This window comes from Streptomyces sp. NPDC048560 (genome assembly GCF_040650955.1).
In the GTDB taxonomy this organism is placed as follows: domain Bacteria; phylum Actinomycetota; class Actinomycetes; order Streptomycetales; family Streptomycetaceae; genus Streptomyces.
The window spans coordinates 316972-341454 of the sequence record NZ_JBEZIJ010000007.1; the positions used below are offsets into that span (position 1 = coordinate 316972).

The following is a 24483-nucleotide window of genomic DNA, read 5'->3' on the forward strand; positions in this document are numbered from 1 at the left end:
AGGAGACTTACCGTGACAACGGCTGTAACCATTCCCAGGCACGGGGGCACTGGAGGGCGTACGGCCGTCGCTGCGCGAGCGCGGCAGGTCGTCAAGGCGTACGGGGCCGGGGAGACCCGGGTCGTCGCGCTCGACCATGTCGATGTCGACATCGCCCGCGGGCAGTTCACGGCGATCATGGGGCCGTCCGGTTCGGGCAAGTCGACCCTGATGCACTGCCTCGCCGGTCTCGACACGGTGACCTCGGGCGAGATCCACCTCGACGAGACCGAGATCACCAAGCTCAAGGACAAGAAGCTCACCCAGCTCCGCCGGGACCGGATCGGCTTCATCTTCCAGGCGTTCAACCTGCTCCCGACGCTCAACGCGCTGGAGAACATCACGCTGCCGATGGACATCGCGGGCCGCAAGCCCGACGCCGCCTGGCTGCGCCAGGTCGTCGAGACCGTCGGCCTGGCCGACCGGCTGAAGCACCGGCCGACCGAGCTCTCCGGCGGTCAGCAGCAGCGTGTCGCGGTGGCCCGCGCCCTCGCCTCGCAGCCCGACATCATCTTCGGGGACGAGCCCACCGGAAACCTGGACTCGCGGGCAGGCGCCGAGGTGCTGTCCTTCCTCCGCAGGTCCGTCGACGACCTGGGACAGACCATCGTCATGGTCACCCACGACCCGGTGGCGGCCTCCTACGCGGACCGGGTGCTGTATCTCGCGGACGGTTCCATCGTCGACGAGATGCTGAACCCGACCGCCGACCAGGTCCTCGACCGCATGAAGCACTTCGATGCACGGGGGCGTACGTCGTGACTGTCCTCAAGACCTCGATGCGCAACTTCCTCGCGCACAAGGGCCGCATGGCGCTCTCCGCCGTCGCCGTCCTCCTCTCGGTGGCGTTCGTGTGCGGCACGCTCGTCTTCACCGACACCATGAACACCACGTTCGACAAGCTCTTCGCGGCCTCGGCCGCCGACGTCACCGTCAGCCCGAAGAAGGCCGGCGAGGCCGACGAGCTCCCGGAGAACGGCAGGCCGGAAGCGCTGCCCGCCTCCGTCGTCGACCGGGTCGAGAAGGCCGACGGGGTGAAGCAGGCCGAGGGCGGCGTCTCCAGCATGTCCGTCACGGTCGTCGACAGCGACAACAAGAACATGGGCTCAGAGACGGGAGCCCCCACGATCGCCGGCAACTGGACGCGCAACGACCTGCGTTCCATGGAGATCGCCTCCGGCCACGCCCCGCGCGGTCCCACCGAGGTGATGGTCGACGCGGACACCGCCGACAAGCACGGTCTGAAGATCGGTGACGAGCTGCGCACCATCGCCGTCACCGGCGACATCGAGGCGAAGATCACCGGCATCGCCGCCTTCACGGTGACCAACCCGGGTGCGGCCGTCGTCTTCTTCGACACGGCCACCGCCCAGCAGAAGCTGCTGGGAGCGCCCGACGTCTTCACGCACATCTCCGTCGCCGCAGACGACGGCGTGGCGGACACGCAGCTGAAGAAGAACGTCGCATCGGCGCTGGGCGACGCGGGGGCCTACAAGCTCCAGACCCAGGACGAGGCCGCGGCGGCCAACAAGGACTCCATGGGTTCCTTCCTCGACGTCATGAAGTACGCGATGCTCGGCTTCGCCGGAATCGCCTTCCTCGTCGGCATCTTCCTGATCGTCAACACCTTCTCGATGCTGGTCGCCCAGCGGACCCGTGAGATCGGCCTGATGCGGGCCATCGGCTCCAGCCGCAAGCAGGTCAACCGGTCCGTGCTCGTCGAAGCGGTGCTCCTCGGGATCGTCGGTTCGATCCTCGGCGTCGGCGCCGGGATCGGCCTCGCCGTCGGCCTGATGAAGCTCATGGGCGCCATGGGCATGGAACTGTCCACCAGGGACCTCACCATCGCCTGGACGACCCCGGTGATCGGGCTCGTGCTCGGTGTCGTCGTCACCGTCCTCGCCGCCTACATCCCGGCCCGCCGGGCAGGCAAGGTCTCCCCGATGGCCGCCCTGCGCGACGCCGGAACCCCGGCGGACGCCAAGTCCGGCTGGATCAGGGCCGGCATCGGCCTGGTCCTCACCGGCGGCGGCGGCGCGGCCCTGTGGGCGACCACGCAGGCCGGGAAGGCGAGCGAGGGCTCCCTGTTCCTGGGGCTCGGCGTCGTCCTGACCCTCATCGGCTTCATCGTGATCGGCCCGCTGCTCGCCGGGATCGTGGTGCGTGCGCTGAGCGTGGTCGTGCTGCGGATGTTCGGCCCGGTCGGCCGGCTGGCGGAGCGCAACGCCCTGCGCAACCCGCGGCGTACCGGAGCGACCGGCGCGGCCCTGATGATCGGCCTGGCCCTCGTGGCCTGCCTCTCCGTCGTCGGTTCCTCCATGGTGGCCTCGGCCACCACCGAGCTCGACAAGTCGGTCGGCGCGGACTTCATCGTCCAGTCCTCCACCCCCGGCCAGCTGATCGTCCCGCAGGCCGCGAAGGCCCTGGAGAGCACGCCCGGCATCGAACACGTCACCAACTACAAGGTCGTCAGCGCGACCCTGACCGCCCCCGACGGTTCCAAGGAGGACGAGGGAGTCGTCGCGGCCGACCCGACGTACAAGGACGATCTGCGACGCGAGACCGTCTCGGGAGATCTGGCCGACGCGTACGGCGAGGACTCCATGTCGGTCGGCGACGACTACGCCACCCAGCACAAGATCAAGGTCGGCGACGTGATGACGGTCGCGTTCAAGGGCGGTGGGACGGCGAAGCTGAAGGTCGCCGCGATCACCTCGGACGAGACCAACGTCGACAAGGGGGCGATGTACACCCACACCAGGACCGCCGAGAAGTACGTCCCCGCCGACAAGCTGCCGCAGAACATGCTCATGTTCGCCAAGGCGGAGGACGGCAAGGCCGACGAGGCGTACACCGCCCTCAAGGCCTCGCTCACCGAGTACCCGCAGTACTCGGTGCAGAACCAGGCGGACTTCAAGCAGGACCTGAAGGACCAGATCGGCCAGTTGCTCAACATCGTGTACGGCCTGCTGGCCCTGGCGATCATCGTCGCGGTGCTGGGTGTGGTGAACACGCTCGCCCTGTCGGTGGTCGAGCGGACCCGCGAGATCGGCCTGATGCGGGCCATCGGCCTCTCGCGCCGTCAGCTGCGCAGGATGATCCGGCTGGAGTCGGTGGTCATCGCCCTCTTCGGCGCCCTGCTCGGCCTCGGCCTGGGCATGGGCTGGGGCACCTCGGCGCAGAAGCTGCTCGCCCTGGAGGGCCTCAACGTCCTGGAGATCCCGTGGCCGACGATCCTCACGGTCTTCGCCGCCTCGGCCTTCGTCGGACTGTTCGCCGCACTGGTTCCCGCTTTCCGGGCGGGCCGGATGAACGTCCTCAACGCGATCGCCACCGACGGGTGACGGTGGCCGTCATAGGATGACGGAGCCGGCCCCGGGACGTTCCTCCAAACGTCCCGGGGCCGGCTCCGTCGCGTCCACCGTGTGGACTGGGCGTACGTGCCGGGCGCCCCGGGCGCTCCGGCCCCGGCACTCGGCCGAGCGGCCCCGTTCGCCGCCATGGTGTGAGGCGGTTGCGGGCGCGGCTGTCGTAGGGGAGTCGTAGTCTGGAACCCCGGCCCGTCCTACGTGTCGGGCCCTTCGCGTTGCCCCCTGCCCGGGACGGCGCGTCGCCCCTGGCAGCAGCCGGCTGTCAGTACACCCCCGTACCCCGGACGGAAGCCCTTCATGAGCCTGCACGGTCTGCTGGATGTCGTCGTACGTGACCCGGCGCTCTCCGAAGCGGTGAAGGCCGCGGCGGACGGCCACCGGATGCACGTCGACCTGGTGGGCCCGTCGGCCGCCCGGCCCTTCGCCGTGGCCGCGCTGGCCCGCGAGACCGGCCGGACCGTGCTGGCCGTCACCGCGACCGGCCGTGAGGCCGAGGACCTGGCGGCGGCGCTGCGCACCCTGCTGCCTCCGGACACCGTCGCCGAGTACCCGTCCTGGGAGACGCTGCCCCATGAGCGGCTCTCGCCGCGCTCGGACACCGTGGGCCGCCGCCTCGCCGTGCTGCGCAGGCTGGCCCACCCCAGGCAGGACGACCCGGAGACCGGTCCGGTCAGCGTCATCGTCGCGCCCGTGCGCTCGGTGCTCCAGCCGCAGGTCAAGGGGCTCGGCGATCTGGAGCCGGTGGCGTTGGTCAATGGGCAGACCGCTGATCTGGGCGAGGTCGTCGAGGCGCTCGCCGCCGCCGCGTACTCCCGGGTCGAACTGGTCGAGAAGCGCGGCGAGTTCGCCGTACGCGGTGGGATCCTGGACGTCTTCCCGCCGACCGAGGAGCACCCCCTGCGGGTGGAGTTCTGGGGCGACGACGTGGAGGAGATCCGCTACTTCAAGATCGCCGACCAGCGTTCGCTGGAGGTCGCCGCGCACGGGCTGTGGGCGCCGCCCTGCCGCGAGCTGCTCCTCACGGACGAGGTCCGGGGCCGGGCCGCCGCGCTCGCCGAGGCACACCCGGAGCTGGGTGAGCTGCTCGGCAAGATCGCCGAAGGGATCGCCGTCGAGGGCATGGAGTCCCTGGCCCCGGTGCTGGTCGACGACATGGAGCTGCTGATCGACGTCCTGCCGAAGGGTTCGATGGCGGTCGTCTGCGACCCGGAGCGTGTGCGCACGCGGGCGACCGACCTGGTCGCCACGAGCCAGGAGTTCCTGGAGGCGTCCTGGGCGGCCACCGCGGGCGGCGGCGAGGCCCCGATCGACGTCGGCGCGGCCTCCCTGCGCGGCATCGCCGACGTCCGCGACCGAGCCCGTGAACTGAACATGATGTGGTGGTCGGTCTCCCCGTTCGCCGCCGACGACGAGCTGGACGAGGACACCCTCAAGCTCCGGATGCGCGCCCCCGAGGCGTACCGGGGCGACACCGCCCGCGCTCTCGCCGACACCAAGGGCTGGCTCGCGGACGGCTGGCGCACGGTGTACGTCACCGAAGGCCAGGGGCCGGCCTCCCGCACCGTCGAGGTCCTGGGCGGCGAGGGCATCCCCGCCCGTCTCGACCAGGACCTCGCCGAGATCTCGCCGTCGCTCGTCCATGTGTCGTGCGGCGCCATCGACCAGGGTTTCGTCGACCCCGAGCTCAGGCTCGCCGTGCTGACCGAGACGGACCTGACCGGTCAGCGCACGGCCACCAAGGACCTCGGCCGGATGCCGGCCCGCCGCCGCAAGACGATCGACCCGCTGACGCTGGAGGCGGGCGACTACATCGTCCACGAGCAGCACGGTGTGGGCCGCTACGTCGAGATGGTGCAGCGCACGGTGCAGAACGCCACCCGTGAGTACCTCCTCGTCGAGTACGCCCCCGCCAAGCGCGGCCAGCCCGGTGACCGGCTCTACATCCCCACCGACCAGCTGGAGCAGGTCACCAAGTACGTGGGCGGCGAGGCCCCCACCCTGCACCGGCTCGGCGGCGCCGACTGGACCAAGACCAAGCAGCGCGCCAAGAAGGCGGTCAAGGAGATCGCCGCCGACCTGATCAAGCTGTACTCCGCGCGGATGGCGGCGCCCGGCCACGCCTTCGCCCCCGACACCCCGTGGCAGCGCGAGCTGGAGGACGCCTTCCCGTACGCGGAGACGCCCGACCAGCTGTCCACGATCGCCGAGGTGAAGGAGGACATGGAGAAGACGGTCCCCATGGACCGGCTGGTCTGCGGCGACGTCGGCTACGGCAAGACGGAGATCGCCGTGCGCGCGGCGTTCAAGGCGGTCCAGGACGGCAAGCAGGTCGCCGTCCTCGTACCGACCACGCTCCTCGTCCAGCAGCACTTCGGTACGTTCACCGAGCGGTACGCCCAGTTCCCCGTGAACGTGCGGGCGCTGAGCCGCTTCCAGTCCGACACGGAGTCGAAGTCCACGCTGGAGGGCCTCAAGGACGGCTCGGTCGACCTCGTCATCGGGACGCACCGCCTCTTCTCCTCCGAGACGAGGTTCAAGGACCTCGGCCTGGTCATCGTCGACGAGGAGCAGCGCTTCGGCGTCGAGCACAAGGAGCAGCTGAAGAAGCTCCGCGCCAACGTGGACGTCCTGACCATGTCCGCGACGCCCATCCCCCGTACGCTCGAAATGGCCGTCACCGGCATCCGTGAGATGTCGACGATCACGACGCCGCCGGAGGAGCGCCACCCCGTCCTCACCTTCGTCGGGCCGTACGACGAGAAGCAGATCGGTGCCGCCGTCCGCCGCGAACTGCTGCGCGAGGGTCAGGTCTTCTACATCCACAACCGGGTGGAGTCCATCGACCGCGCGGCCGCCCGGCTCCGCGAGATCGTGCCGGAGGCCCGTATCGCCACGGCGCACGGGCAGATGGGCGAGAGCGCCCTGGAGCAGGTCGTCGTGGACTTCTGGGAGAAGAAGTTCGACGTCCTCGTCTCCACGACGATCGTCGAGTCCGGCATCGACATCTCCAACGCCAACACCCTCATCGTGGAGCGCGGCGACAACTTCGGCCTCTCGCAGCTCCACCAGCTGCGCGGTCGCGTCGGCCGGGGCCGGGACCGGGGGTACTCCTACTTCCTGTACCCGCCGGAGAAGCCGCTCACCGAGACCGCCCACGAGCGCCTGGCGACCATCGCCCAGCACACGGAGATGGGCGCGGGCATGTACGTGGCCATGAAGGACCTGGAGATCCGCGGCGCCGGAAACCTGCTCGGCGGCGAGCAGTCCGGCCACATCGCGGGTGTCGGGTTCGACCTCTACATCCGCATGGTCGGCGAGGCGGTGGCCGACTACCGGGCCGCTGTCGACGGCGGTGTCGAGGAGGAGCCGCCGCTGGAGGTCAAGATCGAGCTCCCGGTCGACGCCCACGTACCGCACGACTACGCCCCCGGCGAGCGCCTGCGCCTGCAGGCCTACCGCTCGATCGCGTCCGCCAACACGGAGGACGACATCCGGGCGGTACGCGAGGAGCTCACCGACCGCTACGGCAAGCTTCCCGAGCCGGTCGAGAACCTCCTGCTCGTCGCCGGCCTGCGGATGCTGGCCCGTGCCTGCGGGGTCGGTGAGATCGTGCTCCAGGGCTCGAACATCCGTTTCGCGCCGGTGGAACTGCGCGAGTCCCAGGAGCTGCGCCTGAAGCGCCTCCACCCGAAGACGGTCATCAAGCCGACCGCCCACCAGATCCTGGTTCCCCGACCCACGGCGGGCCGGATCGGCGGCAAGCCGGTCGTCGGCCGTGAACTCCTGTCGTGGACAGGGGAGTTCCTCACGACGATCCTGGGGTCCTGACACCGTCGGCGAAGAGGAGCCCCGCGATCGAGCGGAAGACCTCCTCGGGGTCGCGGCCGTCCACGGGTCCGCTCAGATTGCCGCTGAGGAGCAGGGTGGCGAAGCCGTGGGCCAGGGACCAGGCGGCGATGCCCGCGTCGGTCCTGCCCCCGGCGGGGAGGGCGCTGACGCCCGCGCGCAGGGATTCGCCCGCGCGCGCCTTCGCCGTGAGCAGGTCCGGGTCGTCGGGGCGGTGGAGTTCCGGGCGGAACATCACCTGGAAGTGGGCGGGGTGTTCCCTGGCGAACCGCACGTACCGCACGCCCCGCTCGTTGAGCGTCGCGGCCTCGTCCAGGGCGTCCGCGAAGAGGGTGTAGCCCTCGGCGGCGATCGCGGTGAGCAGGCCGGTCCTGTCCTTGAAGTGATGGGCGGGGGCGGCGTGCGAGACGCCCGCCCGGCGGGCCAGGTCGCGCAGGCTCAGGGCGCCGGGGCCGTCCGTCGCGACGACGTCGAGGGCGGCGGCCAGGACGGCCCGCCGCAGGTCGCCGTGGTGGTAGGTGCGCTCGGTGCTCATGGTCAGCACAGTACGCCGAATCTAGGCATTGACAAGTTGTGGGGCGGGGCGCACTCTGGGATCCGGAGGGGATCTAGTCACTGGCAAGATTCCTTGGCGCGGTGGTTCCGGGAAGGCGGAGACATGTCCGAAGAGCTGGGTCGCGTGCGGCAGATGTGGCACCTGCTGGAGCCCCTGCACGCCGTCCTGTACTACGCCCCCGAGGCCCGCGAGGAGGCCGCCGCGCTCGGATACGCCGTCGACGAGCGCTGGCCCGGCTACTTCGCCTGGCGCGCCGCGCCGCTCGGGGCGGCAGGGGAGCGCCGGGTCGTCGAGACCTTCCACAGCTTCAGCCCGGCGATGGTCGGGCGGTACGTTCCGGCGGTCTGGTCCGTCGCCACCGCCGAGGACGTCCTGGCGGCCCGTACGCGGGCGGTCGACCGTACGTACCGGGCGCTGCTCGCCGAGTGGATCGACAGCCCGGAGATCGCCGAGATCGCCGCGCTGGTCCGACGCGCGGCGGAGGCGGCGGACGTGAAGGGCCGGCCGCTCGCCGAGGCGAACGCCGCGCTGCCCTGGCCGGACGCCCCGCACCTGGTGCTCTGGCAGGCCGCGACCGTCCTGCGCGAGCACCGCGGCGACGGGCACATCGCGGCGCTCGTCGCCGCTGACCTCGACCCGGCCGAGTCGCTGGTCTCCTTCGCCGGTGTCGGCGCGGCCCGCCCCGAGGTCTTCGGGAGCAGGGAGTGGGGCGCCGACGAGTGGACGGCCGCACGCGGACGGCTTGAGGAGCGCGGGCTGTTGCGGTCCGACGGCCTGGTCACGGAGGCGGGCCGGGCGCTGCGCGCGGAGGTGGAGCGGCGCACCGACGAGGAGGCCGCAGGGCCATGGGCGGCCCTCGGCGAGGAGGGCGGGGCGCGCCTGGTGGAGCTGCTGGGGCCGCTGTGGGTGGCGGTTCTCGGAGCCGGGCTGCTGCCGACGGAGACGACGCTCGGGATCGGGAAGGTCTGAGCCCGGGGACGGCCGGACGGGGTACTCCGGGCGGTCTTCTCGGCGTGATCCTGGGCCCGTCCGCGCGGTCATCGGGGCGTGATCCGGGCCCGTCCGGGCGGTCGCCCGCCTTGAACGGCCCCCGACGGGGAAGACGTCCGTAGGATTCCCGGGTTCGGCTTTCTCCCCGTCAGGATGGTTCCGAGTGATATCTCCCCGCGTGTGCCGAGTGGTATTGCCCGCCGTGAGCGCGGCAGTCGTGCTGTCCCTGAGTGGCTGCGACCCCGTGACGGCGGGCGGCGGGAGCGCGGGCGCGAGCAGCGAGGCGAGCGGCGGGGGGCAGCCGGGCGGGGCCGTCGGAGCCAGCCCCCTGAGCAACCGCGACGGTACGAAGCCGGGGCTCGCCCCCCTGACATCCGAGGACGACAGGGCCGCGGCCCGCGAGCTCATCGGGGACGTGGCCACCAAGGGGCGCGGGCCGCGCACGGGTTACGAACGGGACGAGTTCGGCTACGCCTGGATGGACACCGCCGACGGCGTCCCCCTCGCCCGTAACGGCTGCGACACCCGTATTATCTCTATGCTTCGTGCCGCAATGGATCTGTTCTCGCAGCGTATGCAGGGTGTGGTCGGCTATGCGTAATCAGAGGCACGTGAGTCACAGGATCCTGCGGACAGGCGGGACGAAGGCCGTGATTGTGGCTGCCGTTGCCGCTGTGCTTGTCACCGGCTGTGACGACCTGGAATCAGGTGACACCGCCACAGGATCTGGACCGGATGCCGCTGCCGGCCGCGTGGTGAGCCCATTGGCGAACCCCGACGGGACGAAGCCGGGGCTCGCCGCGCTCACGTCGGAAGCGGACAAGACCGACGCACGCAAGCTCATCCAAGGGCTCACCACAAAGGGACGTGGGCCGAAGACGGGCTACGAGCGTGACAAGTTCGGCTACGCGTGGATGGATACGGCGGATGGGGTGCCGCTGGCGAGGAACGGTTGTGACACGCGGAATGACTTGTTGAAACTCCATGGGCAACACGTGCAGTTCCGTTCAGGTTCCGACTGCGTGGTCGTTGCGATGGACCTGTACGACCCGTACACCGGCAAGGAGATCGCCTGGAAGAAGGCCAAGGCCACCGAAGTGCAGATAGACCACGTGGTCCCGCTGTCCTACAGCTGGCAGATGGGTGCCGCCCGTTGGCCGGAGAGCAAGCGCAAGCAGCTGGCGAACGACGTGCTCAATCTGCTTCCTGTCGAAGGGCGCGCCAATTCGGCGAAGAGGGACTCGGGGCCGGCGTCCTGGCTGCCGCCGAACAAGAAGATCCGGTGCTCGTACGTGGTGCGGTTCGCGCAGGTCGCCGACAAGTACGAACTCCCGGTGACAACGGCGGACAAAGCCATGATGCTGGAACAGTGCCAGGGCTGACAGGACCCCCATGGCTGTCCCGGCCCCCGAGGCGCGGGCTCACTCTCGGCTGTGGTGGCTAAGGTTCGCACTCATGGACGCTGCCGCTCTCGACCGTCAGACCCGGACCTTGTCCGGCTGCATTCCTCCGCTCCTGGTCTCCCGACTTCTTGAGATCGGCCACAGTGAAGAGGTAGAGGCCCAAGCCCGCCGCGGGGAATGGTTCTGCGCGCGGGCCTGGGCGCAGCTGCTCGGCGACCAGGAACGGCAGGTCGAGGCGCTGGAGGTGCTTTCTCCGTACGTTGCCACTGGCTGGTGGCCGGCAGCCCGGGCCCAGGCGGAGCTGTTGGACAGCTGGGGTCAGGCGGAGGAAGCGATCGCGCTGGCCGTGCCCTACGCGAGCACCGGAGGGCCTCCGTTGGAGTACTTCGCGCGCCTGCTGGCGCGGCATGGGCGTACGGACGAGGCGGTTACTCGGCTGAGCGCCGGAATTGAAGACCGCCTTCTCGCTGCGGCTCTGGTCGACATCGCCGAAGGAGCAGGCAAGGACGAAGACGTCGCCGCGCTGCTGGCTGCCCGCATCCCGGACCAACACCGCTGTGACAGTCCATGCTGCGACGGTCTCGACCCCGACAACGCCATCGGGCTTCTTGCCGCGATCCGCGAACGCCAGGGCCGCGTCGACGAAGCGATCGCCCTGCTGCGCACCCGGCACGTCACCTCGGTCAACAACCGGGATCAGCTGGCCGACCTACTGGCGAGACATGATCGGATCGAGGAACTGCGCGCGTACGCGGTGACCGATCACCTCGGTCACGCCGCGCAGCGTCTGGCTGAGGCACTGGAGCAGCGCGGCGACGTGGAAGGCGCGATCGCCGTGTACCGCCGGCCGGGCGACTCGCAGGATTTCCGGTGCCACGGCACGGTGCGACTGGCGGAGCTCCTGGCGCGGCATGGCCGAGGGGGCGAAGCGGTCGATGTGATGCGAGTCCTGGCCGAGGCCCACAACGGGGACGACTGGATTCTGCATATGTGGTCCAACCTGTGCCTCGAACAGGGCCGCCCGGAAGACGGCCTGGCGCACCTCGATGCCCTCGCCGCCGCCCGGGGGTGCGAGGAGGACTGGGATCTGTACTGGATGCGGTTGCCGCTGATCGCCGCCCGTGACGGCGTCGACGTAGCGGTCGCTCAGGCCCGCTCCCATCCCGAGGGCGCCACCTCGTACGCGGCGCCGCACATTGCTGAGCTGCTCGCCGGTGCCGGACGCACCGAGGAGGCTGTTGCCGTTCTCGAACAGCACGCCTCCGCGAACAGTAACGAACTTGCCGGCCACCTCATTGACCTGGGACGCGTCAACGACGCCGTCGTACTCCTTCAGCAGCGCGATTCCGAGCCGGTCTCACCTGCCTGGACCGGCTCGCTCTTCAACGATCCCCCATTCTGATTCCGGCTCTCCGGCAGACGGCACTCAAGCCGGACAGCCACAGGTGGTGGAACGCGAGCTACGGGGACGGAACAGCCCGCATGGCACGGCGCAGACTGGCCCGCGCGGCAGTGAGATCGTCCTCCGCCTCACGCAGTTGGCCCTCCAGGGCGGCGATCCGATCCCTGGCCTCTGACAGCGCTTGCTCCAGCGCGGTATTCCGTTGCTCGATCTGCTGTACCCGCTCGATCAGCTCGTGCTGGTTCACGCCCTCCAACTCGGCGCCGAGAGAGAGCCTGACCCGGCTACGGAGCCGATCGCGCTCCTTCTTGAGGTCCTTGATCTCTTCGCGGGCCAGTGCGAGGTCCGTCCGCAACCCGGCCGGAGATACCTGGGACGCTTCTGGAGTGTGGGAGTTCTGACGACCTTGCGTTCGCTGGGCAGAGATGCCGTCCTGAACGGCCTGGTGCACCTGAGGCCGGTTGTAGACGAACCACGTGGACACCGAGGCATCCCGGGCCACTTGGGCAACGGTGATCCGTCGCCCCGAGCGGAGAAGGGCATCCACAGCGTCGAGTGCACGCCTCGTCTTGTCTTCGCTGTCCTTGGCGCGGCTGACGCGCAGGCGCTCGACCCGGGCGTTCCGGTCGTTGCCGCCGGAAGCAGCAGGGATTCTCATTCGGAGCTCCGTGTCGTCAGCGCCTGCAGAGGGATGAATGCCGCTGCCGAACGTGCCTTGCGCAGCTCGCGTGAGGCGGATTCGACGGCGGCCCGCTCCTCGGCGGGCAGCGCGTCGAGTTTCCGCCGCATCTCGTCGGCCGACTTCGAGTAGGCGCGAATCTGGTCATCGAGATTGCGTACGACCCAGTCGGCGGCTTCCATCGCGAGGGCGGCTTCCTTGTCGGCCCGCAGGTCCGCGACCTGCTGTTCCAGGGCGGGGAGGTAGGAGGGATCGGGGCGGTAGAAGTCGCATCCGGCACACTGGAAGCGGATACGGCAGTGCCCGCCGCCGGCCTTGACGTTGCTCGGCTCGGTGCAGCCGCCGTAGGGAACCCCGACGCTTTCCACCTCGTAGGCGAGGGGATCGCCGAATCCGTGGGCTGCTCCGTGCCGGTCGACGGCGAGTGCCGCGACCGTGCGCACGGCCTCCTGCTTTCGGCTGAGGGAGACCTTGTAGTAGCCCATGGTCACGTCCAGTGAACGGTGGTCCATGAGTTCCCGCAGGACGTCGGGGCGAGTGCCCGCGTCTGCATGGCGCTGGGCGTATGCATGGCGGAAGCCGTACGGGACGATCTGGGTCCGGTCGTAAGCGAGCGGGGCGCCGTCCTCGTCGAGCCGGTCGTCCACAAGGTCTGGGATCAGTTCGTCGATCCAGTTCCGGAAGATCCGGTTGCAGAAGTGCGAAGTGTTCAGGTGCCCACGGCGCGGACGGTTGCGCTGTCCGGGCGAGGGAAACAGCCACTGGGCGCAGGCCGGTACGGCCGGTAGCGCATCGAGCTCCGTCTGCCAGGTTTCGATCAGCTGGGCGGTGCTCTCCGAGATCGGCAGCCGACGGCCGTGGCGTCGCCGTTTGTGGTTGTCGTAGATCAGCGTCGGTTTGCCGTCGACCCGCTCCAGGCAGTCGCGGCGCAGGCTGGTGACCTCGCCCGGACGCCGGCCGGTGTCCCGGAGGACCGCGTAGACCACCTGGTACATCCGCGCGAAGTCGGCGGACGTCCAGCCGCCGCTCGCGTACCCCGTCGAGGTGCCCAGCAGACCGAGGTGCACGTCGAGCTGGGCGATGACGTGCTCGGGGATCGCACGCCCGAGATCGTCCTCGGTCACTTCCACGGCGGCGATGCTGTGGAAGCGGGGGTTGAGCGCGAACCCGCCGGGCACGTGATCCATCATTCCGGCCTGACGGGAGTAGTCCAGGAATGTGCGCCAGTGCCGGAGCAGGGCTCTACGGTGACTGGTGGAGTAGTCGTGACCGTCCTCGGGACGCTTGGTGATCCGGAACAGATCCACTACGGCGTTCATATCAGCCATGGCGAGGAGCCCCGGCTCATCCCCGTGAGGGCGGCCTGCCAGCGCGGAGGACGCGATGGTCGCCGCGTAGACGGTCTGCCGTAGGTCCATGACGTTGGGGCGTGCCGTGCGGCCGTACTCCTTGACCAGTTCCCGCAGCCAACGCTGCCGTACCGGACGGAAGTCGATGTCGCCGTGGACAGCGGTGTACTTGCGACCGCGCCCTGCCGTCAGCCCGATGAGAGCGCATTCCCATACGTCGCCCGAGGTCGGATCGGTGCCCTCGAACTCGATGCGTGCGCGGCGGACGTGCTGGAGAACACCGTTCAGGACGCCGGACGTCGCGGCTGGAAGCCCGGAGGAGAAGGAGGCGTCCAGGTCGAGGAGCGAGCCGAGTCCGGCAGGGAGACCGGCCACGATGCGGCGTACCCGCTGGGGGACCAGGCTGATTCCGGCGTCGTCGCGCTGCTGGAGCCCGTACAAGAGCTCCTGGCGGACCGCGGGGCTCACATCTGCGAGTGAGAACTGAGAGACGCCCGGCATCGCCCCGTTCGCGGAGGCGTTGGGCCTGCGGCGGGACGGGTCGGGGATGTGCGTGGCGTCGAAGGCCGCGGGATTGCCCAGAAGATAGCGGGCTTTACGGCAGGCGTCGCAGCGGGATCCGTTACTCGCTACATGGGTGCCACAGGCGCCGACGGAGCATACGAAGACGCTGGTCGTAGGGTTGTCGGGATCGGCAGTGAAGAGTGCCTGAACGGGGTCCCACTCACCCGTGCGCCAACCCGACGGCAGGCGTGCCGCGAGCCACGACGGCCACTCCGGGGAACCGGGGACGGCAGGAAGGGCAGGGGAGCGGAGGAGCGCAACGGTCATCGCAGCAGCTCCGGCGCGAGACTTTCGACGGCCTCAACGGCCGCGCGGAGATCCTCGTCCTGGGCGTGCACGTAGACGGCGGTGCTCGCTGAGGAGGCGTGCCCCAGCAAGGTCTGTACGACGTCCGGGGCGACCCCGTTACGGATCCAGCGAGTGGCGGCTGTGTGCCGCATCATGTGCGGTCGGGCGGTGAATCCGCAGCGCTTCCCGATACGTTCGACCACTTGCTTGGTGTTGGAGTAGGAGAGTGGGTGCCCCGCGTGGACGCCGACGAGGTTGAGGAAGACGTAGTCACAGTCGGCGGAGCCGATTACCTGTTCACGCTCGGCGAGATGATCGCGGTAGCGGTGCACCACTTCTGGCGTGAGTGGGACCATGCGAGGGCGCCCGGCTTTGGCCCGCGCCCCGTTCACGTTGTCGTGACGGGGCCTGACGTGCAGGTGTGCGCCACCGGTTCGGCAGCCCAGGTGTGTGGAGTCGGGGAGCAGATGCATGTCCTCACGCCGCAGTCCGAGAGCTTCGCCGATGCGGAGGCCCGCTTCCACCAGGACTGTCAACAGCAGCCGGTCGCGCGCGGTGCGAGCGGCGCCGATGACCTGCTCCGTCTGGACACCGGTGAGCGTCTGCGGTGCTCGCTCGATCTCCGGCGCCTTAAGGACGCGGGCTTTGACCATCAGGTGCTGGCCGCCCTCGCCGGGATCGAAGCCGGCCGGTGGGTGGGTGAGGAAGCGCGGCTCGCTGAGACGCTCGGCGACTTCGTGAGCCACATGTCCCTGAATCGCGCAGAAGCGGAGGAACTCACACACCGCTGTGAGCGTAGCGTTGACCGTCTTGCCGGACGGGGGCCGCCCGTACTGGGTCGGTGTCCGCTCGACGTAGAACTTGAACAGACTCATGTCCCCGAGCCGGACGGTCCTCCAGTCGGTGCCCCGCTCTGCGCACCAATTGAGGAAGCGGCCGATTCTGGGGATGTACGCGCGCTGTGTCTGCGGTGACCGCCCGGCTCCGCGCAGATACAGGGAGAACTCACGGGCTTCGGGGTGAGGTGCGTACGTCTCCTCGTCGACCAGGAGCCAGGTGGTCTCGCCGGTGGTGGGCGAGACGGCCTTCTCTGTGCATAACATCATGGATCTGCTTCCTGTCTCCGATGTCGCTCATGTGCCTCATGGCATGACCGATAACGGCGAGGGACAGGAATGGGTTACGACTGTGCCTCACGTGCATCGCATCGATGAAGGAGCTGCAGATAACCCGTAACGACCTCCTGCACCGTGACGGCCGGGGGCTCCGGTTCCGTGGCGGGTCGGACTGCGTCGTCGTCGCGATGAAGCTGTACGACCCGTACACAGGCCAGACGCTCGACTGGCGCAAGGAGCGGGCCGCCGAGGTCCAGATCGACCACGTCGTGCCGCTCTCCTACAGCTGGCAGATGGGCGCCGCGCGCTGGTCGGAGAGCAAGCGCGAGCGGCTCGCCAACGACGTGCTCAACCTGCTTCCCGTCGAGGGTCGCGCCAACTCCTCCAAGGGCGACTCCGGCCCCGCCTCCTGGCTCCCGCCGAACAAGCGAGTCCGCTGCGCGTACGCGGTGCGGTTCGCGCAGGTGGCGCGGAAGTACGAGATGCCGGTGACGGCCCCGGACAAGGACATGATGCTCGCTCAGTGCGGCGGCTGACGGGCAGTCCACCCCCCCCGTGACGTGTCGGACGAGTATCGCCGAGGGCCGGCGCCCCGGTCCGGGATAATTCGGTGGACGTCCGGCGCTCGCTCACTAGCGTGTTCCCCATGAAGATGATCATCACCACGCTCGCCGAACGCCCTGAACTGGCCGGTCCCATGGGTGAGATGCCCGACACGTGGCCGCAGTTCGTCCTTGAGGACCTGGTCGGCTGGGCCAACTTCCCCCGGATCGCTGTCGAGTTCCCCGAGTACGTGCTCGTGGCGACGGACGACGAAGGCACCGTCGTGGCCCGCGCCTACAGCGTGCCGTTCGCCCTGGACGTGGCCGGGCGCCGGGAGCTGCCTCCGGGCGGCTGGGACCAGGTGCTGCTGTGGGCGTTCTCGGACCTGCGCCGCGCGCGTACGCCGGACACGGTCAGCGCGATCGAGATCACGGTCGCCGAGGGGAAGCTGGGCCGGGGGATATCGGGGCGGATGGTGGCGGCGCTGCGGGAGAACACCGCACGGCTCGGCTTCGGGGAACTCGTCGCCCCGGTGCGGCCCAACGCCAAACACCTGGAGGCGTCCACGCCGATGGAGGAGTACGCGCGCCGGACGCGGGACGAGGACGGTCTGCCGTACGACCCGTGGCTGCGCGTCCACGTACGGGCGGGCGGGGTGATCGAGGCGGTGGCGCCGGTGTCGATGACGGTGAGCGGTTCGCTCGCGCAGTGGCGGAGCTGGACCGGGCTGCCGTTCGACGTGGAGGGACCGGTGGAGGTGCCGGGTGCGCTGGTACCGGTGCACTGTTCCCTCGCGCACGGGTACGGGGTCTACGCGGAGCCGAACGTGTGGGTGCGCCACCGGGTGTGAACCGGGCCTTCGTGACGCCGACGGCCCGTCCCCCGTACACGGGTGTGTGCGGGGGACGGGCGAGGTCAGGAGGTGGCGGGCTTCTTCGCCGTGACGGGCTTGCCGAACTCGGAGAACTCCACGGTCAGCGGTGGGCGTCCCCGCTCGGTCACGCGCATCCTCAGGAGATGGGGCAGGCCCTCGGTGGCGACGCTCGCCGTCCATGAGCCGCCGGCCGTTCCTGCCGGAGCGCCCGTCAGGGTGAGCGTCGGCCGGCCGCCGACCGACGACTGTCCGCCCTTGCGCGCGGTGCCGCTTTTCGCCGCCAAGCGGTCGAGCACACTCCGCGGATCGCAGTAGCGCAGGCTCTCGGCCGTCCGCCGGTCGTCGGGACGTGCCTTCACCCACCGGCTGTTGAGCTTCTTGACGTCGGCTTCCGCGTCGCCGCCGGAGCTGTCCGCCGAGGCGGCCCGCAGCATCGCCTCGTCGGACTTCGTGTAGACCACACCGTCGGCCCGGATCAGCTCCATGGTCCCCGCCGACCCCATGGAGAACGTCCCCGTGCACGCGCCCCGCGCCCCGGTCGCGACGAACACCTGGACCGGGCCGTCCGCCGATTCCGTCGTCACGGCCAGACGTACGGAGGTGGCGGCCCGGGTCGCGGCCAGCGCCTTGTTCGTGACCTCCGGAGCCGTCAGGCCGGCGAACGGTTCCTTGGAGGCGGAGTCTTCGAGGAGCGAGCCGCAGGCGGTGAGGCCCAGCGCCGCGACGGTGCAGAGAGCGGCTGCGGCGGTGCGGGCTACGGGATGCATGGTGCGGGCTCCGGGGTGTCAGGGGTGAAGCGGGGCTCGGGCGCCGGGGAGGCGGGGGAGGGGTGCCCGGTCAGAGCTTCAGCTCCCACTGGCTCGCGTCCCATTCGAGGCCCGGGCTGACCTCGACGGTCAGGTTCCTGGCGTCGGCCGGGGTGTCGAAGGCGAACTGCACCGTGACCTTCTTGCCCGGCAGGACCGTGCCGGTGAAGCCCTCGCCGACCTTGCCGTCGAAGATCTGCTCGGCGCTCACGCCGTCCTCGCCGGCCCGGGCGTCGACGCTGACGAGGACCGCGTCGAACTTCTCCTCGGTCTTGTTCTCGACGATCACCGAGACCTTGTAGGCGCGGTTGCCCTTGGTGTGGCCCGCGGCGTACGCGTCCGGGGTGTACGCGGCGGCGTTGCCGACGGTGATCTCCAGGCCGTCGTCGTACACGGCGGTGTCACGCTCTTCCAGAGCTTCCCCCGTGGGCTCTTCCGCGGGTGCTTCCTCGGTCTTCTCCGGTGCCGGGGTGTCCTTCGCGGCGCCCGGCTCCTTCGGCGCCGAACCGGCCGGGGCCGACTCGTTGATCTTGTCCACCGCGTCGTCCACCGCCTTGAAGGTGATGACCGCACCGACCACCGACAGGATCAGCGCGAGGAGGCCGAGGACGGCCCCGAAGGTGGTGACGCCCTTGTTGGTCGCCTCGCCGCGCTTCGCCCGGCCGCGTCCGACGAGGCCCAGGATCAGGGCGATGAGGCCGAGGATGCCCGCCATCCAGAAGAAGAAGGGGATCAGGCCGGAGACGCAGCCGATGATGCCGAGGACGAGGGCCGCGGTGCCCACCCCGTTGCGGGCGGACGGGACGCCGGGCATCTGGGCGGGCGTGAACGGCTGCTGGGGCTGTGTGAACTGGGACATGGGTGTGCCCTCCGGCGAAGAAGCAGGTATGAAGAGTGAGCGGTTCTGCGCACCACTGTTCTGCGGTGACGTGTCAATAAGACCAGAGCCTGTGAACCGAGTCAACACGGTTCACGGGGAATGGCTTCATCCACACTGTGAAGTGCTGGGGGAATGGTCTGTCGGTATGCTCGCCGACACAGCTCCAGGGGCAGCGGGGTGGCAGCGGGGCGACAGCGGGACAGCTTCAGGGCGACAGCACCGGGCAGCAACAGACAGCAACAGGCAGCGGCAGAGCAGCGGAGCAGGGAGTCGGTCAGTGCCGGAGAACACGACAGAGGTGACCGCGGCCGGGATCGCCCGGCTCGCGGGAGTGGGCCGCGCGGCCGTCAGCAACTGGCGCCGCCGCCACGCCGACTTCCCCAAGCCGGTCGGCGGCACGGAGACGAGCCCCTCCTTCGCGCTGGCCGAGGTCGAGGGGTGGCTGCGCGACCAGGGCAAGCTCGCCGAGGTCCCCCTGCGTGAGCGTGTCTGGCAGCAGTTGGCCGGGCACCCGGCCGGAGCCGTGACCGCGCTGATCCACACCGGCTGCGCCCTGCTGCTCGTACGGGACAGGCCCACCGCGTGGCTGGAGATCAGCGCCGTGTCGGACGAGCGGATGGCCGGTGTGCTGCCGGTGGCGATCGAGGAGGTCCTCACCGCGCGCTTCGGACTGGACACGGGAGCCGACACCGGCGCGGACACCGGACCGGGCGGCGGGCAGGACGCTGCCGCGGGGTGGCCGGCGGGCCGCGCGCCGGCGCACCCGGCTCCCGGTGGACGAGCGGTTCCCACGCCCGCCGCCGCTGCCCTCCTCCCCTCCGTCCCGCTGCTGCGCGCCGCCGTCGAGCTGGCCGCCGAGGCCGGCGCCCGGCAGTGCTTCGAGTTCCTGTCCGGCCGCCAGCTGGACGCCAACCCGCGCCAGTACACGCTCACTCCACCCGGCCTCGCCGAACTCATGGCGGACCTCGCGGAGCCTTCCAAGGAGACCGGCACCCAGCCGGGCGGGCCCGCCCGCACCGTCCTCGACCCGGCCGCCGGAACGGGCGCCCTGCTGCGCGCAGTCAGCCGGCCCACAGCCCTGTACGCCCAGGAGGCGGACCCCGACCTCGCCGCGCTCACGGCGCTCCGCCTCGCCCTCCAGGCCGAGGGCTCGGGAGCCGAGCGCCCGGCGCTGACCGTGCTCACCGGCGACACCCTGCGCGCCGATGCCTTCCCGCAGCTGGCCGTGGACGCCGTGCTGTGCCACCCGCCGTTCAACGAACGCAACTGGGGGCACGACGAGCTGGCCTACGACCCGCGCTGGGAGTACGGCTTCCCTGCCCGCACCGAGTCCGAACTCGCCTGGGTCCAGCACGCGCTGGCCCATCTGCGCGAGGGCGGCACCGCGGTCCTGCTGATGCCCCCGGCCGCCGCGTCCCGCCGCTCCGGCCGCCGCATCCGCGCCGATCTGCTCCGCCGTGGCGCACTCCGCGCCGTCATCGCGCTCCCCGCCGGGGCCGCACCCCCGTACGGCATCCCGCTCCACCTCTGGGTGCTGCGCAAGCCGGGCGGCGGCCTCCGCCCCGCGCCCGAACTCCTGCTCGTCGACACCGCCGAGCCGGCCGAGACGGCCACCGGTCCGGGTGCCCCGGCGGGCGGCGGCCGGGACCGGCTCGACTGGCCGGCCGTGCGGAACGCCGTACTCGACGCCTGGCAGACCTTCAGCCGCACGGACCGGGCCGGCACCGCGGACCGCGCCACGGACCGCGGCGTCCCCGCCGGGGCGACGGCCCCCACCGCCCGCCCGGGGCTCAGCCGAGCCGTCCCCGTCATCGAGCTCCTGGACGACGACGTGGACCTGGCCCCGGCCCGCTACCTCCCGCGCCCCGCCCCCGGCGGCGGAGCGGCCGAGCTGAGCCGCGTACGGGAGCGGCTGGCCGACACCCTGCGCGTCACCGCACGCCTCACGCCGCCTCCCGCCGACCTCTCGGACCCGGCCCGCTGGCCCCTCACCACCGTCGGTGAACTGGCCCGCGCGGGCGCCCTCCAGCTGCGTACCGGAGCCTCCGGCACGGCCGGCTCCGGCACCGCGGGCGCCCCCGTCCTCACGGAACACGACGTCCTCGGCGGTACGCCCCCCAGCGGCCCGCCGACCGCCCCCGCCGCCGCTCACGCCGAAGGAGCCGCGCCCGATTCAGCCACCGACGAACCGCTCCTCCTGCAGCCCGGCGACGTCGTGGTCCCCGTGCTCGGAGGCGGCTCGGTCGCCAGGGTCGTCGACGAGGCCACCGCGGGCGCCGCCCTCGGCCGCAACCTCCAGCTGCTGCGGCCCGACCCGGCCGCCCTCGACCCGTGGTTCCTCGCCGGCTTCCTGCGCGGCACCGCCAACAACCGGCAGGCCAGCAGTTACGCCTCCACCGCCACCCGGCTCGATGCCCGGCGGCTCCAGCTGCCCCGGCTGCCGCTGGCCGAACAGCAGCGGTACGGGGAGCAGTTCCGGCAGCTCGCCGCGTTCGAGGAGGCGCTGCGTACGGCCGGGCGGCTCGGCGGGCTCCTGGTGCAGGGGATGTACGACGGGCTGGCGGACGGTACGGTCGCGCCGAAGTGACGTGATGCACAACGGTTGTGCACAACCAGGGACCGGCTGTCCGTGTCGGTGTATACGCTCACTGCACACGTCCGCCATATGCATTCCTGGAGCGTCACATGCACGGCTACGGCTATCCGCCGGAGCAGCCACCGAAGCGGCGACCGTCCTCGGCAGCGCTGACGGCCCTGCGCGTGCTTTTCGTGGCGCTGACCGTGCTGAGCTGCGGACTCCTGGGCTGGGCAGCGATGCTGCGGCTCGCGATCGTGACCCGTAAGGGGCGTGACTGGGGCCTGCTCGTCCTCGTGTTCGGGCTCAACACGGGGCTTTTCGCGTTCATGATCGCCATGCCGGACGATCCCGAGAAGACCACCGACGCCGAGGCGTTCATCGGCATCTCCTGGCTGTTCGGCGTGATGATCGGCGTGGTGGCCTACTACCTGTACGCGGAGATCCGCCACTACGGCCCGACGGGACCCCATGGCCCCCGCCTCCCTCTGCCGCTTCCGCAACCCCAGGGCTACGGGCAAGCGCAGTACGGCGGATACGCACCGCCGCAGCACACCCCGCCGCCGCAGCACGCCCCTCAGCAGCACACCCCGCCGCCCGACCGGCAGCCCCCGCACCCCGGCTACGGCTACCCGCCCGGCGTACCCCAGCAGACGGCCCACACCCCTGCGCCCGCCGTACCCGAGCCGACGCCCCACACCCCGCCCCCCGCCGCACCCCAGCGGCTCGACCAGGTCAGGGCCGAGCTCGACGAGCTGAGCGACTACCTCCGTAAGGAGGGCGAAGGCCGGTGACCGGACGCGTCATCGCCGCGCGGTACGAGCTGGCGACCATCCTGGGCCAGGGCGGTATGGGCCAGGTGTGGACGGCGTACGACCGGCGGCTCGACCGCCGCGTCGCCGTCAAACTGGTGCGTCCGGACCGGGTGGCCGGGCCCACCGGCAGCGACGCGGCCGGCGAGCTGCGCCGCCGCTTCGTACGCGAGTGCAGGGTCACCGCGCAGGTCGACCACCCCGGCCTGGTCACCGTCCACGACGCAGGCAACGACGGCGAGGACCTCTACCTGGTCATGCAGTACGTCGAGGGCGCCGACCTCGCCGACCACCTCGCCGAACACGACCCGTATCCGTGGCCCTGGGCCGTCGCGGTCGCCGCGCAGCTCTGCGCCGTGCTGTCCGCCGTGCACGCGGTGCCGATCGTGCACCGGGACCTGAAGCCCCGCAACGTCATGGTGCGGCCCGACGGCACCGTCACCGTCCTCGACCTGGGGGTCGCCTCCGTCCTGGACACCGACACGACCCGGCTCACGCACACCGGTTCACCGATCGGCTCCCCTGCCTACATGGCCCCCGAGCAGGCGATGGGCGGCGCCGTCGGCCCGTACACCGACCTCTACGCCCTCGGCGTCCTCCTTCACGAACTCCTCAGCGGGGACGTCCCGTTCGCGGGTTCCACCGCACTCGGCGTCCTGCACCGCCACCTCTACGAACCTCCGCTGCCGGTCCGCCACCTCAGGGCCGAGGTCCCGGCGCAGCTCGAAGCGCTCGTCCTGCGGCTGCTCGCCAAGGACCCGCAGGCCAGGCCGGCCTCCGCCCAGGAGGTGTACGAGACGCTCGCGCCCCTGCTGCCCGCCCGGGGCGCGCCGGCGGGACCGCTCGACCCGACCCGGCCGTTCCTGCGGCCGCACGCCCCGTGGCCGGACCGGGCCGCCGCGCAGGGCCCCGGGCCCGTACCCCCGGCGCCGGCGCCCGGCGCGCCCGCCCGCCCGGACATCGCACGCGCCGTCGACGAGGTGAAGCAGCTCCTCGTGGAGGGCCGGATCACCCGGGCAGTGGACATCCTCGGAGGCATCCTCCCGGCCGCCGCGGCGGAACACGGGGAGCACTCATCCGTCGTCCGCATCCTGCGCAAGCAGTACGCGGCCACGCTGATGGACGACGGCCAGTACCGCCGCGCCCTGCCGGAGCTGCGCCGCCTCGCCGAGGACCGCACGGCCGAGGCCGGCCCGGCCGACGTACAGACCCTTCAGTTCCGCTACGACGCGGCTCAGTGCCTGGAACAGCTGGGCGAACCGGCCGCCGCGCTCACCGAGTACCGCGCGGTCCTGCCCTACTACGAGAACACGTACGGGGCCGTCACCGCCGACCCGGGCCGTGCCTTCGACATCCGGCACCGCATCGGCCACCTGCTGCTCGCCGTGGGCGATCACGCGGCCGGGCGCGGGCAGTTGCAGACCCTCATGTACGACGCGGAGCGCGCCTACGGGCCGCACCACCCGCTCCCGGTCGAACTGCGCAGACAACTGGAGCACCAGCAGGACGTCCGGGGCGGCTGAAAGCCGGGACGAAGGCGCGGTCCCGGGGTCGAACGCGTGCTCCGAAGGCCCCGTGGGCGCGCCGCATCCCCAACTCCTGCCGAATCGTTGGTCGAATCAGTGGCCCCAATCACATCCACTGCCTAACATCGATCACCGCAAGGCTTTGTGCACTGATGCACAAACTCTCCCCGGGAGGCTCCTTTGCACCGCCGCCGTCGCACCGCGCTCTCCGTCTCAGCCGCACTGCTCGTCGGGGTGCCGCTCCTGTCCGCCTGCGGGAGCGAAGCCCATCCGGGCTCCGCGGCCGTCGTCGGCGGGGAACGCATCGAGGTGTCCGCGCTCCAGGCGCAGGTGTCGGACGTGCGCAGCGCACAGGAGAGCTCGGCGCAGTCCGCGGAACTGGTGAAGGGCTCCGGGCAGCTCAGCCGCGCCAAACTGCACGGCATCATCTTCGGGCGGATCCTGGACCGGGCGTCGCAGGACGCCGGGGTGACGGTCAGCCGCAAGGAGATCCAGGAGATGCGCACGGCGGCTGCCGCGCAGTCCGGCGGTGACAAGCAGCTCCAGGCGATGATGCTCCAGCAGCGCTGGGTGGCTCCGGACCAGATCGAGAGCAACCTGCGCCGCGAGGTGCAGCTGCCGAAGCTCGCCCAGGCGCTCGGCACCGACCTGTCGTCCCCCGAGGGCCAGAAGGTCGTCGGCCAGGCGCTCACCAAGGCGTCGAAGGCCCTCGACATCGACGTCAACCCGCGCTTCGGCGTCTGGGACGACGAGCAGATCCAGCTCGGCAACTACAAGGCCCCGTGGATCACCCAGGTCACCGAGTTCGAGCAGCCGGTCCCCGAGGCAGGCGCCTGACCGGGGCGGGTGCGGACCGGGGTAGGTT

Annotated in this window: 17 protein-coding genes and 2 pseudogenes; 13 read left to right on the forward strand and 6 right to left on the reverse strand. The window is 70.7% G+C overall.

All coding sequences use genetic code 11. From position 1 onward, the window contains the following. Positions 1–12 precede the first annotated feature (12 nt). The 3 genes from AB0C82_RS20670 to mfd all read left to right on the forward strand — a co-directional run bounded on the left by AB0C82_RS20670 (position 13) and on the right by mfd (position 7238). A complete protein-coding gene (locus AB0C82_RS20670) occupies positions 13–801 on the forward strand; it encodes an ABC transporter ATP-binding protein (protein WP_362843921.1) in 789 nt (262 codons plus the stop codon). After that, complete coding sequence (locus AB0C82_RS20675) at positions 798–3383, forward strand: FtsX-like permease family protein (RefSeq protein ID WP_362843924.1); 2586 nt, start codon at positions 798–800, stop codon at positions 3381–3383. Before AB0C82_RS20670 ends, AB0C82_RS20675 begins: the two co-directional genes overlap by 4 nt. 324 nt (positions 3384–3707) lie before the next feature. Then, on the forward strand, positions 3708–7238 hold the full coding sequence (mfd, locus tag AB0C82_RS20680) for a transcription-repair coupling factor (protein ID WP_362843927.1): 3531 nt from the start codon (positions 3708–3710) through the stop codon (positions 7236–7238). On the opposite strand, the gene AB0C82_RS20685 is transcribed toward mfd, so the two are convergent. After that, positions 7216–7791 carry a TetR/AcrR family transcriptional regulator gene (locus tag AB0C82_RS20685; protein WP_362843930.1) on the reverse strand — a complete coding sequence of 192 codons (576 nt, stop codon included), beginning with the start codon at positions 7789–7791 and terminating at the stop codon, positions 7216–7218. The two genes, mfd and AB0C82_RS20685, sit on opposite strands and share 23 nt — an antisense overlap. A 123-nt stretch (positions 7792–7914) precedes the next feature. Here AB0C82_RS20685 and AB0C82_RS20690 point away from each other — a divergent pair, with 123 nt between their 5' ends. From AB0C82_RS20690 to AB0C82_RS20705, 4 genes and pseudogenes are all read left to right on the forward strand, one after another. Further along, positions 7915–8781 carry a hypothetical protein gene (locus AB0C82_RS20690; RefSeq protein ID WP_362843932.1) on the forward strand — a complete coding sequence of 289 codons (867 nt, stop codon included), beginning with the start codon at positions 7915–7917 and terminating at the stop codon, positions 8779–8781. A 184-nt stretch (positions 8782–8965) separates the two neighbouring features. Continuing rightward, positions 8966–9331 (forward strand): annotated as a pseudogene (locus AB0C82_RS20695) (HNH endonuclease); the annotation flags it as partial. A 169-nt stretch (positions 9332–9500) separates the two neighbouring features. Beyond that, positions 9501–10184 carry an HNH endonuclease family protein gene (locus tag AB0C82_RS20700; protein ID WP_362844229.1) on the forward strand — a complete coding sequence of 228 codons (684 nt, stop codon included), beginning with the start codon at positions 9501–9503 and terminating at the stop codon, positions 10182–10184. 73 nt (positions 10185–10257) lie between these two features. Continuing rightward, the gene (locus AB0C82_RS20705; protein WP_362843935.1) at positions 10258–11607 is read left to right on the forward strand and encodes a hypothetical protein; all 1350 of its coding nucleotides are present in this window, start codon (positions 10258–10260) and stop codon (positions 11605–11607) included. A 58-nt stretch (positions 11608–11665) separates the two neighbouring features. On the opposite strand, the gene AB0C82_RS20710 is transcribed toward AB0C82_RS20705, so the two are convergent. The 3 genes from AB0C82_RS20710 to AB0C82_RS20720 all read right to left on the reverse strand — a co-directional run bounded on the left by AB0C82_RS20710 (position 11666) and on the right by AB0C82_RS20720 (position 15593). Further along, positions 11666–12265 (reverse strand): DUF6262 family protein, encoded by a 600-nt coding sequence (locus tag AB0C82_RS20710; protein ID WP_362843938.1) that lies wholly within the window; start codon positions 12263–12265, stop codon positions 11666–11668. Next, positions 12262–14103, reverse strand: coding sequence for a site-specific integrase (locus tag AB0C82_RS20715; RefSeq protein WP_362843941.1), 1842 nt, complete (start codon positions 14101–14103; stop codon positions 12262–12264). The genes AB0C82_RS20710 and AB0C82_RS20715 overlap by 4 nt, the downstream gene beginning before the upstream one ends. Before the next feature lie 359 nt (positions 14104–14462). Then, positions 14463–15593 (reverse strand): tyrosine-type recombinase/integrase, encoded by a 1131-nt coding sequence (locus AB0C82_RS20720; RefSeq protein WP_362843944.1) that lies wholly within the window; start codon positions 15591–15593, stop codon positions 14463–14465. 122 nt (positions 15594–15715) lie between these two features. Between AB0C82_RS20720 and AB0C82_RS20725 the strand changes: the two are divergent. Further along, positions 15716–16138, forward strand: a pseudogene (locus AB0C82_RS20725) (HNH endonuclease family protein); the annotation flags it as partial. Between the two features lie 110 nt (positions 16139–16248). Beyond that, on the forward strand, positions 16249–16995 hold the full coding sequence (locus AB0C82_RS20730) for an N-acetyltransferase (protein ID WP_362843947.1): 747 nt from the start codon (positions 16249–16251) through the stop codon (positions 16993–16995). Positions 16996–17060: 65 nt separating this feature from the next. On the opposite strand, the gene AB0C82_RS20735 is transcribed toward AB0C82_RS20730, so the two are convergent. Then, complete coding sequence (locus AB0C82_RS20735; protein ID WP_362843949.1) at positions 17061–17786, reverse strand: hypothetical protein; 726 nt, start codon at positions 17784–17786, stop codon at positions 17061–17063. 70 nt (positions 17787–17856) lie between these two features. Beyond that, positions 17857–18684 carry a DUF4352 domain-containing protein gene (locus AB0C82_RS20740; protein WP_362843951.1) on the reverse strand — a complete coding sequence of 276 codons (828 nt, stop codon included), beginning with the start codon at positions 18682–18684 and terminating at the stop codon, positions 17857–17859. A gap of 298 nt (positions 18685–18982) precedes the next feature. On the opposite strand from AB0C82_RS20740, the gene AB0C82_RS20745 reads away from it, so the two are divergent. The 4 genes from AB0C82_RS20745 to AB0C82_RS20760 all read left to right on the forward strand — a co-directional run bounded on the left by AB0C82_RS20745 (position 18983) and on the right by AB0C82_RS20760 (position 24455). Next, the gene (locus tag AB0C82_RS20745; protein WP_362843954.1) at positions 18983–21292 is read left to right on the forward strand and encodes an N-6 DNA methylase; all 2310 of its coding nucleotides are present in this window, start codon (positions 18983–18985) and stop codon (positions 21290–21292) included. Positions 21293–21390: 98 nt separating this feature from the next. Further along, on the forward strand, positions 21391–22074 hold the full coding sequence (locus tag AB0C82_RS20750) for a hypothetical protein (protein WP_362843956.1): 684 nt from the start codon (positions 21391–21393) through the stop codon (positions 22072–22074). Continuing rightward, a complete protein-coding gene (locus AB0C82_RS20755; RefSeq protein ID WP_362843959.1) occupies positions 22071–23615 on the forward strand; it encodes a protein kinase in 1545 nt (514 codons plus the stop codon). Before AB0C82_RS20750 ends, AB0C82_RS20755 begins: the two co-directional genes overlap by 4 nt. 183 nt (positions 23616–23798) lie before the next feature. Next, on the forward strand, positions 23799–24455 hold the full coding sequence (locus AB0C82_RS20760) for a SurA N-terminal domain-containing protein (RefSeq protein ID WP_362843962.1): 657 nt from the start codon (positions 23799–23801) through the stop codon (positions 24453–24455). Positions 24456–24483 lie beyond the last annotated feature (28 nt).

Excerpts from the sequence above, each read along its gene's own strand:
- mfd (WP_362843927.1), top strand. The coding sequence starts at position 3,708 with ATGAGCCTGCACGGTCTGCTGGATGTCGTCGTACGTGACCCGGCGCTC.
- AB0C82_RS20685 (WP_362843930.1), bottom strand. The coding sequence starts at position 7,791 with ATGAGCACCGAGCGCACCTACCACCACGGCGACCTGCGGCGGGCCGTC.
- AB0C82_RS20690 (WP_362843932.1), top strand. The coding sequence starts at position 7,915 with ATGTCCGAAGAGCTGGGTCGCGTGCGGCAGATGTGGCACCTGCTGGAG.
- AB0C82_RS20705 (WP_362843935.1), top strand. The coding sequence starts at position 10,258 with ATGGACGCTGCCGCTCTCGACCGTCAGACCCGGACCTTGTCCGGCTGC.
- AB0C82_RS20710 (WP_362843938.1), bottom strand. The coding sequence starts at position 12,265 with ATGAGAATCCCTGCTGCTTCCGGCGGCAACGACCGGAACGCCCGGGTC.
- AB0C82_RS20720 (WP_362843944.1), bottom strand. The coding sequence starts at position 15,593 with ATGATGTTATGCACAGAGAAGGCCGTCTCGCCCACCACCGGCGAGACC.
- AB0C82_RS20730 (WP_362843947.1), top strand. The coding sequence starts at position 16,249 with ATGAAGATGATCATCACCACGCTCGCCGAACGCCCTGAACTGGCCGGT.
- AB0C82_RS20735 (WP_362843949.1), bottom strand. The coding sequence starts at position 17,786 with ATGCATCCCGTAGCCCGCACCGCCGCAGCCGCTCTCTGCACCGTCGCG.
- AB0C82_RS20740 (WP_362843951.1), bottom strand. The coding sequence starts at position 18,684 with ATGTCCCAGTTCACACAGCCCCAGCAGCCGTTCACGCCCGCCCAGATG.
- AB0C82_RS20750 (WP_362843956.1), top strand. The coding sequence starts at position 21,391 with ATGCACGGCTACGGCTATCCGCCGGAGCAGCCACCGAAGCGGCGACCG.